The organism is Exiguobacterium sp. s11, from assembly GCF_018619015.1.
GTDB lineage: Bacteria > Bacillota > Bacilli > Exiguobacteriales > Exiguobacteriaceae > Exiguobacterium_A > Exiguobacterium_A indicum.
Map to the genome: position 1 here is coordinate 1,310,682 of NZ_JACSNF010000001.1, position 13,383 is coordinate 1,324,064.

Sequence of the window (13,383 nt, forward strand, 5' to 3'; positions counted from 1 at the left end):
CTAAATTGATGTTTTTTAAAATCTCATTTCTTTATCATTTAAAACTGAAAATATATCCAGTAATTTCCTTGCTATACTACAGAAAAAGGAGGCGTTTTACGATGAAAAAAAGTATGACATGGACAGCACTCGTGACGCTTGGTCTCAGTAGTGCAGTCTATCTTTCGCCTGTTGAAGCGGCGACGGACGAATTCACGGTAGAAACGAAAAACATCCATACACGGACGGAAGTCCTAAAAGGAAAGGCACCTGCCGGATCCATCGTCGTCTTACAGTCGGATGACACAGAGGAAGAAGATCTCCAAGAAGTCGCTCATGCAAAAGCGGATACGAATGGGAACTATTCAATCGAGTTACCCGAAGAAGGATTGATCGGCGAGGATTTCTACGACTACCATCAATCTGATTCCGATGAGTATGACTATGATGAGGAGGACGAAGACAGCTCTTCTGACGTCACACCGAACTATTTCCTTGAAGTCGTAAGCGTTGATGATTACACAGGCGATGATGATGGAATGGACGATGGCTGGGACGAGTATTACGTAACGCGTGCCGCTTCTTACGGCGATGACGATGGAGGAGACGAACCAGGTGATGATGATGACGACGGCGATGAAGGAGACGAGCCGGGAGAGGATGATGGCGATACAACAGAAGAGCCACAAGATCCGATTTCGTACGACTTCGATCCAATCGATCTCACGGTGCGGACGTTCATTCCAAAAGCAGCAACCGTCGATACAAAAACACTGACACGCACGACTCGGACTGTAAGCGGATCTGTGTCGAACAAGGATGTCCGTGTCGAAGCTTACGTCTACCATAAGTCGAGCAAATCATGGAAACTACTTGGTAAGGCTAAGCCACGCAGTAATGGTTCATATAAGATGTCAATCAATAAGAAATTGTACAAGAAAGATGCGAGCGTTGACTTCTACGTCGTCGGGAATCGTGATGCAGATGGTTTCAGTAAAGCGATTCGAAAAAAATATAAGTAAATTGGAGTAGTAGAAAGGAAGTGCGACATCGATACGTCGTGTTTCCTTTTTACACTTTTCTTTCTCGATATGCGATTACATACGTCACCTATCATCTACAAGTTGTTTAAAAAGCATATCAAAAACAAATTACTCAAAAACACGTTTCCATAAAAAGTTAATCGAAGCCTATAATTAAAGATTTTTTCCTTTAAACTAAAGAAGGTTACATTATTTGGTTTTAAACCAAATTTAATTCCTCAATTTTCTAATTAAAAGGAGCTATTATTCATGAATCGTTTAACACGTTACCTACCTTCTTTGGCTGTGATTATCTTTAGTATCCTTGTCTTCTTATTACCCTTCCGTTGATTCACCTCCCAATGTCAGATACTATGAAAAAACTGTCTCGACATGCGTCCAGGCAGTTTTTTATAGTATCTTTAGTTCCCTTCGTGTTCATAGTTCATCGCCAAAACGCTAAATCTTTTGATATGTTATACTAAATATTGTAAACGCATCAAATATGCCAGACCTTTAAGGAGTGAACGTATGTCGAATCGAAAAAAAGACTATCTGATTTCTTCATTGATCGTCCTCTTCGCATCCATCGTCATCTTCACACTCGATTTACCGAAAGGAACTAGCTTTGCTGCGATTCTGATTGTCGTGATTTTCTCCGTTTTCTTATACGAGTTTCGTATGCTCACTCAAAATAAGACAAAGTATAAAAATTAATTTGTTTCTATACAGTATGATTATGAAAAATAACAAACGACCTAAGTTCTTTGTACAAAAGTAACTCAGGTCGTTTGCTATTTCTGCTTATATTTAATTCAGATTAGTAATTTAGAAAATATGTATTTGTGATGAAAAATTCGTCTGTATATAACATCTGCAATGTTCATCTTACATACGATCGAAATCGTGCGGCTCTTTAAACACTCGCTAAGATCAATTCACGTGTCCAATCAATCGCACTGCTTTCTTCTCCAAAAAACTTATAATAGTAATAGACGATTTTTCTGATCAACCAACGTAAGAACCCACTAATCATGCGGATGACGAATCCCAACAAGCCGATTCGCCAAAGAATGAAGCCACCGCCTACAAGAAATACGAAACAGCCGCATCCCATTGGTCCTGTCAGTCTTAAGACGATCGCAAGAATGATGATTCCGATGATGACGTAAAGCATATGATTGTTCTCCTTCATCAATGTAATTTCTTTAGCCTTATTTTCCTTACTCAGCTATTCGTACTGAGCACAAACGTATAAAGGTGACACGTTCTATATCAGTTATCAGACAAATGGAAGACCCCATGATGAGATCTTCCGACGAACCGCTTTATATTATCGCTTACTCACAGTGATGAACTTCACGTTATCTTGTTTATCAAAGCACACTTCCACGGATAGATTTTTTAATTGATACTCATAGTAACTTTTGACTGAATACTTTGCGAACGTCTTATTGGACTTTGAAAAATGACGTGGTACGGAAGACGAATACGTCTCGGATGTCACAGGTTTGCCAAAGGCAGATTTAATCTCCGCTTTTGAAATCGAGCGTTTTTCAAGTGCCGGAAGCATCGTCAGCAACTCAATTCGGTTTGGCTGGCTCTCTCCGTAGCGCACATACCGTGAAGCGAGAACGCTCCCTTTCCATTTTCCGTTCGTGTTCGCATCCGTTTCTGGAATGAACATGCTCCCTTTCGTTCCTTTTAGCTTCGAGTACGATGATGCGAGGACCGGTAGTCCTTCGAACGACTGTTTATCGAGGAGCGACTGTCGGTGACGTTCCAACCACGGAACATCTTTTAGCGAAGATAACTTTGGCGGCGGCATGACTTTACCAGTTACTGTCGTCGTAAAGCCTTCATACGTCGCTTTTAAGGTGTATGATCCTTGTGTTTTGCCATACAGCTTTCCCGATTTGATATAGGCTTTCGTTGGATTGTCCGTCGCCCAGCTGACACCAGATTTGACGAGAACCGTTTTTCCATCAGCTCGTGTGACTTCAAGTGCTAACGTTTCAGAAGAACCACTGTCCACACTTTGATGAGCTGCTGGTATTTGGACAGCGACTGGTCGTTTGTATAGCTCTTTCCCACTATAGACATTCGTGCTGCTGTACCCTTCGACGACGATTGAGCGCGCTTCGTTACTAAGTTCAACTCTTGATTGGTATGCAAGATTTTGATCATAGTCGAGGGACGTATGAATACGCCGCCCCGTCTCCCGTTCAAATAACGAGAACGCTCGGTCGTTTCCATAAGAAGTCACCGCAATGAATTTGCCCGACTCATCGATTGAGAGATCATTGTAAGAAATGTTCTTCCCTGTTACGAACTGTCCACTCGTTTGAATCTTTCTGAACCCTCGATTCAAATCGTAGACATCAAGCTGTGGTGTGTTATTTTCTCCTATGATAAGTAATCCATCATCATTCATATCAAACGCTTCGATACTTTCCTCTTCTCTTCCATGAATGACGCCTTTATAGGAGAGATCGGATGTGTAGACATTAGCATCCGACGAGGAAATGATGGCTACATGATCGCGTGCCGTCAAAATTTGACCGAATTGACTTGTTCCTCGGATGTTTAAGAGTTGCTCCGAATCTAGGTCAAACGATAGCATCTTACCATCTCCGTTATTTTCGGCTAGTAAAATGACCGTATGCGTATCCGGAATGAACTGAACCTCAATGAAGTCAGAAACTTCTTCTTCCTTGTTGAGAATCGTCGGTATTTCTTTGATTTTCGATCCAAAGGCGTCATAGACATGAATGGTTCCTTCTGATACTGCAACACGTAGACTTTGATCATCGGACGCATCAAATCCGTCCATCGACGAGTCAACATTAGGGAGCGACTGAATACGTTCGCCATTAGAAAGATCAATCAGCTCTGGTTTTTGATAAGAAGACCATCCCCATACGAGTTCTTGTCCTTTGATGATGTTAAACTGTCCGTATAACTCAAACGAAGTCGTCATGGGTGTATCGACCTCTGCTGAGACAGGAGATGTCCCACCCAAAATTGCCATACCTCCAAGTAAAGCTATCATCGTTTTCTTCATAATTTCATCATCCTCTTCCTGTTTAACGTTCCATCCATAGTTTACCGTAATCAAAGAATGATAAAATTCCATTTTTTAAAATAAAAGATAATATTTGGTTCATCACCATAAGGTGTGGTGGACACATGAAATCCATAAGATTTTGAATCGGACATAGAAAAAAGTAAAAACCCCGGCATCGTAATTTTTACATATTGCTTTTTTCAAGATAGAATCCTAGAAATCGCTTTGCGTCACTCTTCGTCCAGCAGTATGATGCTGCCTCAACTTTGTAATCTGCATGATCCACCGGTACTAATACATTTCGTGAGTTAGAAGGGCTCGCGACAATCGTATATTCTTTTGCAAGATTCCCGTCCTTCAATTCAAAAAATGAATACTTCTTTTTGGAAATAAAATAGCAGGTGACGTATGTCTACGCCACCTGCTTCATGTATTTGATTCAAGAATCGGAAAGTCTCATGATGAAATCTTTTTGTTCCCTTTTTTAGAGGATTGCTTACTCACTGTGATGAATCGTACCGTATCCTTTTTATCAAAATAGGTTTCTACGGAGAGATCGTTCAAGCGATAGCGATCGACACGTTTGATGGTGTATTTCGCGAATGTCTTATCGGACTTTGAAAACTGATGCGAAATGGAAGGAGCGTACGTTGTTGAGGTCACTGGTTTACCAAAGATGGACTGAATCTCCTTTTTCGAAATCGAGCGCTGTTCAAGCGCTGGGAGCATCGTTAGCAACTCGATTTGATTCGGCTGATGTTCTATGGGGCGTGGATACCGTGAAGCAAGGACACTTCCTTTCCATTTCCCGTTCATATTCATCTTCTCTTTTGGAATGATCATCTTCCCCTTCGTTCCTTTGAGCTTCGAATAGGACAAGGACAGGACCGGTAAGCCTTCAAACGATTGGTAATCGAGCAGTGATTGGCGGTGACGCTCTAACCACGGTATATCTTTTAGCGACGACAGCTTCGGCGGTGCGACCACACCGGTGACAGTCGCCGTGAACCCCTCATAGGTCGCGGATAGGGTATAGTCTCCTTCTGCTTCACCGTACAGTTTGCCTGATTGAATGAAGGCTGCTTCTGGATGATCCGTCTCCCAGGTGACACCTGCTTTGACGAGAGCAGTCTTTCCGTCAGCTCGCGTGACTTCAAGTGCTAACGTTTCTGAAGCCCCTCGATCTATGCGTTGACGGGCTTTCGGTATCTGAATCGCAATCGGTCGTGTCGATAATGCGTTTCCACTGTAGATGTTCGTCTGGTTAGATCCTTCGACAATGATGGAACGTGCTTTGTTACTGAGTTCAACACCTGATTGATAGGAAAAATCTTGATTGTGGTCGAGAGAAGTATAAATACGCCGTCCCGTCTCTCGTTCAAATAACGAGAAGGGGCGATCACTTCCGGACGAGGTGACCGCAATGAAGGTTCCTGATTCATCAATCGCAATGTCACTGTAGGAAACGTCACTTCCCATCACAAACTGCTCATTCGTCTGTGTTTTTTCAAGACCGTGATTTAAATCATAGACGTCAGGCTGTGGTACTCCCTGTTCTCCGATGACGAGAAGTCCCTCGTCATTCATGTCAAATGCCTCGATACCATCTTCTTCTCTCGCATGGATGACGCCTATATACGTTAAGTCAGCGGTATAGAGATATACAGCAGACGAATAGACGACAGCAACATGATCGCGTGCGGTTAACAATTGACCATATGGACTGGTTCCACGACTACTAATGAGTTGCTCCGTATCTAAATCATACGAAAGAAGTTTACAGTGCCCACCATTCTTCGCTAGTAAAACGACCGTATGCGTATTCGGAATGAACTGGACGTCCACGAACTTAGTAATCTTGTCTTCCTTGTCGACAATCTCCGATACTTCTTGAACCTTTGTTCCAAAAGCATTGTAGACATGAAGCACTCCCTGTTTTATTACGACACGTTGTGTTTGATCGTCCGAAACATCGAATCCTTCAATCGATGATTCCCTACCAGAGAGCGACTGAATGCGTTCTCCACTTTGAAGGTCAATCAGACTCAGTTGTTGATAGGAAGACCACTCCCAAACACGTTCTTGTCCTTTGACGATTTGAAACTGTCCCGATAACCCGAACGATCCTGTTAAAGGTAGAGCGACTTCTGCTGCGACAGGTAATGCTCCTCCAAAAGATATGATTCCCCCAAGTAAAGCCATCATTATTTTTCTCATGCCTATCATCCTTTTTCGTCTAACTTTCATTCATAGTTTAACGTATTCAAGGATAATAAAATTCCATTTTTTAAAACAAAAGAAAATATTTACAATCACTTAAAATGATTTTGTCGATAAAGCGCTTTCCTTTTATTTGTTAATTGGAATGCATTAAAAACGTACGTATTAAGCGAGTGGAGACCAGTACGTAATCATTTTTCGACTCAATTTTTCTAACCATTCTACTTTGACATGACATACAATAATGGTAATAACATGAAGTATTTTAAGGGAGTTGAATCGAATGATTGTTTTATTCAACAATGTAAAATCACCTCGCATGATTCTACCAAAAGAACGATTACATTATTACATCGAATATGCTCAGCATTTAGGACAACAGGTCGCCAGTTGTACGATCGAAGATGTTGATTTTGATGCTCAAATCATTCAAGCAGAAGTATATGATGGAGAATGGTGTCGCCAATCGATTCCGTTTCCGCCTTTACTCTTAAATGAGAACTGTGTTGTTCCCTCACAGTCAGCGCATCCCGAAGAGGATCTATGCCTTCAGCAAGTCATTCCTCATTTCTTTCACCTGATTGATGATAAGTATGTGCTTCAACAAAAACTAGAAGACGCGGGATCGTGGGGAACGTTATTCATTCCAACCGAACGATTAACAGGATTCGATCAATTTCTAACACAGTTGAAGAAACACAATGTCACCGTCTTAAAACCAACGAATGCTTCTAAAGGAACAGGAATATATAAAATTACCAAAGCGGCGGGGGTAGGATATTCTGTAACCATCCAAGATCAGCGTCATGTGTATACCTATCAACAACTGCGAACATTAATTCTTTCGTTAGCCGAACAAGGCAACTACATCATGCAGCCATTTGTGATATCACGCACGACAAGCGGCGAAACTTTTCATCTGCGCACGCACTTAGTTCGAGATGCCTCCGGCCAATGGACGGTGCTCGCTTCCATTGCGGACGTTGCAAAAAAAGGACGGTTCATCACGAACTTAAGTGGCTACAAGACAGAACGAGCTGACGCGTTTCTTCAATCGTTACACCCTGAAGGTACCTTCATGCACCGTGCACTCGTTGAGCAAAGTCTTTTACTAGCGAAGGCCATCGATGCTTTGTATCCTTTTACCTTGCCGGAGCTGGCTCTTGATTTTGCATTAGACGAAACATTCACCCTTCGATTCTTTGAAGCCAACACAGGACCAGAGATCATAGCTTATAAGGAAGAGCGGGAACAACGTCGAGCAGCAGCGTTACTTCCGTTTGCTGATGCTGTATCGCAAGCGATTGTAGGCGTTCCTATCGAACAACGATTTGGTCGTTATTTTAAAGTCGGACAATAAACTTTTATTCAAACAGTAAAAAGACTTGAATATAAAGTTGATGATTCAGGTCTTTTACTACTTAAGATTTCTAAATTTCTTATTAATGGCGTCAATCCTACTTACTATTCGAAGCATATAATTATTCTTTAATTCTTTCTTTTCCCTAAAATAGACTTTACTTTCAGAGTTGCTCTACTGCCTGTTGTTTCTCTTCTTTCGAAGTCTGGATGTAGTATCGATTCGTCTGCTCGATCGAATGATGCCCAAGCAAGCGACTGATAACGGTGATATCAACATGCTTCTGTGTCAATCGTGTCGCGAACGTATGACGAAAGAGGTGTGGATAGAGATGACGACCAACATTGGTATCGAGTGCTCTCAGAACATCCGATAGACCACCTCGCGTCAATCGCTCCCCTCGTTGACTCAAGAAGATATACGGACTCTCTATCGCCTGACGATGTTTCATTCTATCTTCCTCCACATACTGACGTAGACAACGTAGCGTATCTTCGCGTAATGGGACTTCACGGACCTTATCACCCTTCCCATGGACTTCGATGCTTCGTCCTATCCAGTCAATCTGCCACAAGCGTAACTCGACTAGCTCACTTGCTCGAAGCCCGGCATACAATAAGAGATGAATCAACGACTGGTTCCGATAAGACAGGGACGGTAGGACTTGTTGTACACGACGAAATTCTTCCTCCGTCAATACGTCGACCTGATGACTTCCCTGTGCTACCTTGATGCGGTCACTCCAGTAAATCCATCGTCTATCCAACTTCCCTTGTGCCATCAGAAAGTCATTGTAGGCAGTCATCGCATTGAGGAACTTATTGATCGTTGCTGCCTTTCTTCCTTGATCGAGAAGCCATTGTTTGTACGACAGGATATCCTCTCGTGAAGAAAACGTTCCTCGTCCACTAAACTTCTCGACTTCTGCGACATAGCTAGCAATCGTACTCGGTTGGCGTCCTTGTTCATAGAGGAATCGTCGGAAGGATTCGCGTTCCCCGTTTGCTATTCCCGATATCATGGGTCCATCCCCTCTCGATTATTTTCGGGGTTTCGGGGGATGAGAAGACGAAAATCCCCGAAACCCCGTTTTTTTACTCAGAGATACATCTCTATATCCAGTGAAAACAGAATCGGGGAACGGGAAATCTCCCTACAGTTCTACTGGACGTCCCCCCGAAATTCCCAGCAGTTCTACTTTTGTCTTCTACTCCTTTGCTGAATAGCTACCGAAACCGTTGGTATACAATACTTCCTTTCCTTCCTTTACTCCCAGCAGTCTTAATGAACAGTCTGGAGTCACAAACAAGAATACTTCCACAACGTGCTAAGTCGAGTCCCAAAACAGGACAAATAAAAAAGACCTTCTCATTCGAAAAGCTCTACGACACGTTCTAGATATTCGACATAAGACTGGATGACCAGCCGGTCATCTTCGTCCATGATGTTCTTGATACTTCGTTGGACGCGCGATCGATCGACATGAATGACGTCTTGTACGACATCCTCTAAGACTTGCTCGATGACATCCTCTTCAGTCAGTAACTCCCCTTCGTAACAGTCCAGCATCTCATCATATTGACGATAGTAATCCTTCCCTCCAAGTACTACCCGATGATATTTTCGCATTCTAATCTCCTCCTTTGGTATTCTCCACGTCATCGCGTCTGTTACATACACTTAGTGTAGTCATTCCTACTCAATCCTCATCATGGCTTCGTTTCGTCGTATAGTTCGTAGGCAATCGTTCTTCCATCATATATCCATACCTCATAGACCAGCCGATACGTAAGCGAATCATAGCCCATTCCAGCCATCCATTCCTTTCCGTCTTCCTCGACATACACGAATGTATCGAACTGTATAGGATCAGGAAGCGACGAAAGATGTTCCGACGATACGATAGACTGATCAATCTCTGAATGCTCGAACAGATAGGATTCCATACCGACTTCATCGACGACTACCACTTTATCAAATAGTTGCTTGATACGAACGACGAACCCGATTCTTTTATCCAAAGTGAACTCTCCTTTCTCCAAATAAAAAGAGCCTTCATTCCGTATTGAAATGAAGACTCTTTTTAACGTCATACAATATAATAATATATATTTATTTTTCAGAATCTACTTTACTCAAAGTTATTTTAATAAAAAATACAAGTCTGTTATTAAAAACAGACTTGTATCATCAACTAGTAATATCAAGATAGAAGGAGTTTCTTAGTTTGAAACTGTGATGTTAGAAGGAACTGATAAAACATTTCCTGCTGCATCTTTGATATCAAGTGTTGAAAGTGCTTTGAGCGAGAGACCTTTAGAAAGTGAATCTGCATCTACTGCAGTAATAGTAACTGTTGCAGTACCAGTTGCAGCTGTGAATCCAGCATCAAATTCACGTTTGACTTCGTAAGATTTTCCTCCAACTAATAACTCGAAATCAGCTTTGTCAGTAACAGCTTGTAGCACTGATTCAGAGAACGTAAGAGTAAGCTTATCAGTAGCAGTCAATTTAGCTGAAGTTACTTTAGGAGCAACGTTTTCTTTAAGAGAAACATCATTTACAAATTTCTGATCCATACTTACAGAAGAACCAAGAGCTTTAACGTTAGAAATTGTAATGTTACGTGTTCCAGTGAAAGTGTTTGAATCAGCTTTCAAGTTAAGAACAGCAACTTGTTTGTCATCTTTAACTGGTAACAAAGTTACTGATTCAACAATAGCACCATCAATACGATAGTTAGATACGTTAGTTGCAGAAGCGCCATCAACAGCCTTGTCGAATGTTACTTCTACTTTACTGTTGTTTGTAGCATCTTGAGCGATTTTTTCAACAGCAACTTTATCAGTGTTTGCTACTACTCCATCTTCTCCACGAGTGAATGAAGATTTTGATCCTTCGGCAGCAATTTTAGCTACACTGCTAACGTTTGCGAATGAAAGATTTAATGAGTAAACTGCACCCTTAACATCTTTATCTGTTAACAAAGTTTTCAATGCAACACGGATAACTTTTTTGTTATCAGTTGTTTTGTAAGCGACTACTTTCGCAGTGATATCACCATCAGCAATTGACGTAGTAACAAAATCTTTTACATAAGATCCAGATGTTACATCTACAGTTGAAGTGTTATCTACAACAACATCTTTATCGAAAGCAATTTCAAGGTACTCTTGTTTGTCTTTTGCATCTACAACAACGTTACTTGAAACAACTTTAGGAGCAACTGTATCTTTAACGAATGTAACTACACGACTTTCGTTAACACCTGCAACTCCACTCAAATCAGTAAATGAGCTTACAGCAACAGTCTTAGCTTCTTCTAATACAGCAGGAGCTGTTACGTTGTATTTTGTAGGATCTTTTTCATCTACAACAACTTTAGCAGCATCGATAAGTGTACCAGCAAGGGTAACTGTTGGTTTTGTTAGTAATGCCTCAGAGAACTTGATTGCAAATGTGTCTGCACCAGTTTGAGTGATTGAAGAAACTGTAGGAGCAACTCCGTCAGCTGCACCTTTTGAGAATGAAACAGTTGCTGGGTTAGGTGTTAGTAAGTTACCAGCTTGATCTTGTGCTCCAATGAATGTAGCAACAATTTCTTTTCCAACTGTTACATCGCCCAAAATAAAGACTGCTTCAGTAGCACCAGCTTGAATTTCTCCAGAAACGTTTGTTACTGCACTACCATCAGCATACTTGAAAGTGACTGTGTTAAATGCTTTCATCGGTTCAGAGAACTTAACTTTTACTTGACTAGCAGAAAGTTTCTCAGTTCCAAGGATAGTAGGAGCCACAGTATCTTTATCGATTGTGATGATTTTGCTGAACTTCTCTACAGATGAACCTGTGAGTGTTTTTACTTTATCGACTTCTACATCGTAGCGTTTTTCAAGTACTTTTGTAGAAGTAACAGTTAATGTCTTACCATCAGCACTCAATTTACCTGTAAGCGTACCGTCTTCGACAGCGTCGATTGAACGGAATTTGAGAACATCAGTTACCAATGCACCAGATACGCCGTCAGTGAACACTGATTTAGCATCTACAGCTTTATTGAATGCAATTTCAACTTGAGTAGCGTTAATCGCCTTAACTTCTTTAACCATTGGAGCTTCAATTACGAAGTCTTTAGCAGGTGAAACAACTTCACCGACTTTAACTGCGAATGCGTGAGTTCCAGCTGGAAGTACAGCTGATTTAGCAGTCAATTTGCCGTCTTTGAGTTCAGCAGCAACTTTGATTGGCTCTTTAGTCATGTCTTTGAATGCATAGACAAGAACTTCTGCTTTAGCATCTTTTGCTGGGTATTTCACGTCAGCAGAAACTGAAAGCATATCGTCTTTGATTTCGTTCATCACGTTTGTGATTTCAGCAGCTTTGACTTCATAAGCGATTGAACCCTTGATTGAAGAGTTTTTGCCCATGTAGTTGTAAGAAAGCTTCATTTCGCCAGCTTTGTCTGTTTTTTCAGCCGTGAGGTTGAAAGATTTAGCAGAACGAGCGATGACTTTACCGTCTTTGTATTTCACGTCGATTGTTGAAGGAAGGTTGAGTTTCTCACCAACTGCGACAGGAGCGAGCTTTGGCTCAACAACGTCAACTGGGTAGTTGTTCAATTTCACTTTGATCGAAGCTTTTTTCGTAGTACCTGAAACAGTACCAGAGATCGTTTGGTATTTACCGATGTATTTTTTGTCGTAAGAGACTTTGCCCCATTTGACTGAACGGTTTTCGTATTTCTTGTTTGAAAGCAATACTTTAACCGTTTTTGGAAGTGACAATTTTTTCACTGCGAATGTGTAACCACCGTAGTGCGAGATTGATTTAGGTGCAGTAATTGATTTAACTGTGACTTTCGATGCAGCATCCGCCGTAAGGCCTGGTGCTACTGCTGAAGCTGTCACTGCAAGAGCAGCTGCTGCAGCGTATAATTTGTTCGATTTCTTCGTGCCCATGTGTAAAAATCCTCCCTTAATTAAACTACTAGTTGACTTGACGACTTGCCTCCAATAAAAGACAAAAGACAAACTTCAGGATCTCCTTCACCCAGCCTTTTCTCGTCCATACAATGGTAATGAAGTTGCTATTTCTACCAACTAAATTTCAATTGTATTTCAAATCCAAGTCAGATAAAGGAAGAAGTCTTACGTCCTGACGAAAATTGATAATTAGATAAAATAGGTAATATTAGAAACCTAATTTTCCCTTTTCTATCGAATCAGTATGTAATCGTCATTCCATAATTCTTATCGACACCTGATACTCCAATGTTTAACGATTTCTCGAAGAAAAATCGTTTTTTCATGAATTTGCAGGTTAATCCCACTGTTTACCAGTTGTCTCGACCTACAAGAATAAATATACCGAAAGTGTTTCATTTCAACAACCCTAAATTTGTAACTAAAATGCAATCTAATGGTCTTATTAAAAATTTTTTACATGGTGTCTTATGGAAAATGATTTTCCGATTACCCTACTGTTAAAAAACACCTTTTTTTCGACAAAAAGTGACACGTTTTCACGACTGGGTGTCGAATGATTTTTTTATCAAAAAAGCTAGACTAACTTCTCTGCTTTTAGTCCGATTTTAAAAAACGCGGAAATGATTCGAAAGTCACGCTCTGATTTTCGAGTCGAAAGAGATCAAAAAAAAATTTTTTAGATGTTTTTTGATCCTTTCATTGCTTTTCCCCTAATTGTCCCTACTCACAAATTGTGTCGAAATCATGAAA

At 41.0% G+C, this 13,383-nt stretch carries 10 protein-coding genes; 3 read left to right on the plus strand and 7 right to left on the minus strand.

Going from position 1 to position 13,383, the window contains the following annotated elements:
• Positions 1–101: 101 nt before the first annotated feature.
• Together KNQ12_RS06885 and KNQ12_RS06890 are read left to right on the plus strand one after the other, a co-directional pair.
• Complete coding sequence (locus KNQ12_RS06885; RefSeq protein WP_055969226.1) at positions 102–1,001, plus strand: hypothetical protein; 900 nt, start codon at positions 102–104, stop codon at positions 999–1,001.
• Between the two features lie 531 nt (positions 1,002–1,532).
• Positions 1,533–1,718 carry a hypothetical protein gene (locus KNQ12_RS06890; protein WP_055969229.1) on the plus strand — a complete coding sequence of 62 codons (186 nt, stop codon included), beginning with the start codon at positions 1,533–1,535 and terminating at the stop codon, positions 1,716–1,718.
• A gap of 199 nt (positions 1,719–1,917) precedes the next feature.
• Here KNQ12_RS06890 and KNQ12_RS06895 read toward each other — a convergent pair whose 3' ends face one another.
• The 3 genes from KNQ12_RS06895 to KNQ12_RS06905 all read right to left on the minus strand — a co-directional run bounded on the left by KNQ12_RS06895 (position 1,918) and on the right by KNQ12_RS06905 (position 6,270).
• Positions 1,918–2,178 carry a hypothetical protein gene (locus KNQ12_RS06895; RefSeq protein WP_055969232.1) on the minus strand — a complete coding sequence of 87 codons (261 nt, stop codon included), beginning with the start codon at positions 2,176–2,178 and terminating at the stop codon, positions 1,918–1,920.
• A gap of 156 nt (positions 2,179–2,334) precedes the next feature.
• Positions 2,335–4,032: a hypothetical protein gene (locus KNQ12_RS06900; protein ID WP_214775414.1), complete on the minus strand. Its 1,698-nt coding sequence runs from the start codon at positions 4,030–4,032 to the stop codon at positions 2,335–2,337.
• Positions 4,033–4,524: 492 nt separating this feature from the next.
• A complete protein-coding gene (locus tag KNQ12_RS06905; protein WP_214775416.1) occupies positions 4,525–6,270 on the minus strand; it encodes a hypothetical protein in 1,746 nt (581 codons plus the stop codon).
• Positions 6,271–6,571: 301 nt separating this feature from the next.
• Here KNQ12_RS06905 and KNQ12_RS06910 point away from each other — a divergent pair, with 301 nt between their 5' ends.
• Positions 6,572–7,648: a YheC/YheD family protein gene (locus KNQ12_RS06910; protein WP_055969241.1), complete on the plus strand. Its 1,077-nt coding sequence runs from the start codon at positions 6,572–6,574 to the stop codon at positions 7,646–7,648.
• Between the two features lie 163 nt (positions 7,649–7,811).
• On the opposite strand, the gene KNQ12_RS06915 is transcribed toward KNQ12_RS06910, so the two are convergent.
• The 4 genes from KNQ12_RS06915 to KNQ12_RS06930 form a co-directional block, all read right to left on the minus strand.
• A complete protein-coding gene (locus KNQ12_RS06915) occupies positions 7,812–8,669 on the minus strand; it encodes a tyrosine-type recombinase/integrase (protein WP_214747074.1) in 858 nt (285 codons plus the stop codon).
• 347 nt (positions 8,670–9,016) lie between these two features.
• Entirely contained in the window at positions 9,017–9,277 is a 261-nt protein-coding gene (locus KNQ12_RS06920) for a hypothetical protein (protein ID WP_214747077.1), read from the minus strand.
• A gap of 80 nt (positions 9,278–9,357) precedes the next feature.
• A complete protein-coding gene (locus KNQ12_RS06925; RefSeq protein ID WP_214747080.1) occupies positions 9,358–9,669 on the minus strand; it encodes a hypothetical protein in 312 nt (103 codons plus the stop codon).
• Positions 9,670–9,870: 201 nt separating this feature from the next.
• A complete protein-coding gene (locus KNQ12_RS06930) occupies positions 9,871–12,606 on the minus strand; it encodes an Ig-like domain-containing protein (RefSeq protein ID WP_251055723.1) in 2,736 nt (911 codons plus the stop codon).
• Positions 12,607–13,383 lie beyond the last annotated feature (777 nt).

Bases quoted from the DNA above. Each gene is read 5' to 3' on its own strand.
- KNQ12_RS06885 (WP_055969226.1), top strand. From the start codon at position 102: ATGAAAAAAAGTATGACATGGACAGCACTCGTGACGCTTGGTCTCAGT.
- KNQ12_RS06890 (WP_055969229.1), top strand. From the start codon at position 1,533: ATGTCGAATCGAAAAAAAGACTATCTGATTTCTTCATTGATCGTCCTC.
- KNQ12_RS06895 (WP_055969232.1), bottom strand. From the start codon at position 2,178: ATGCTTTACGTCATCATCGGAATCATCATTCTTGCGATCGTCTTAAGA.
- KNQ12_RS06900 (WP_214775414.1), bottom strand. From the start codon at position 4,032: ATGGCAATTTTGGGTGGGACATCTCCTGTCTCAGCAGAGGTCGATACA.
- KNQ12_RS06905 (WP_214775416.1), bottom strand. From the start codon at position 6,270: ATGGCTTTACTTGGGGGAATCATATCTTTTGGAGGAGCATTACCTGTC.
- KNQ12_RS06910 (WP_055969241.1), top strand. From the start codon at position 6,572: ATGATTGTTTTATTCAACAATGTAAAATCACCTCGCATGATTCTACCA.
- KNQ12_RS06915 (WP_214747074.1), bottom strand. From the start codon at position 8,669: ATGATATCGGGAATAGCAAACGGGGAACGCGAATCCTTCCGACGATTC.
- KNQ12_RS06920 (WP_214747077.1), bottom strand. From the start codon at position 9,277: ATGCGAAAATATCATCGGGTAGTACTTGGAGGGAAGGATTACTATCGT.
- KNQ12_RS06930 (WP_251055723.1), bottom strand. From the start codon at position 12,606: ATGGGCACGAAGAAATCGAACAAATTATACGCTGCAGCAGCTGCTCTT.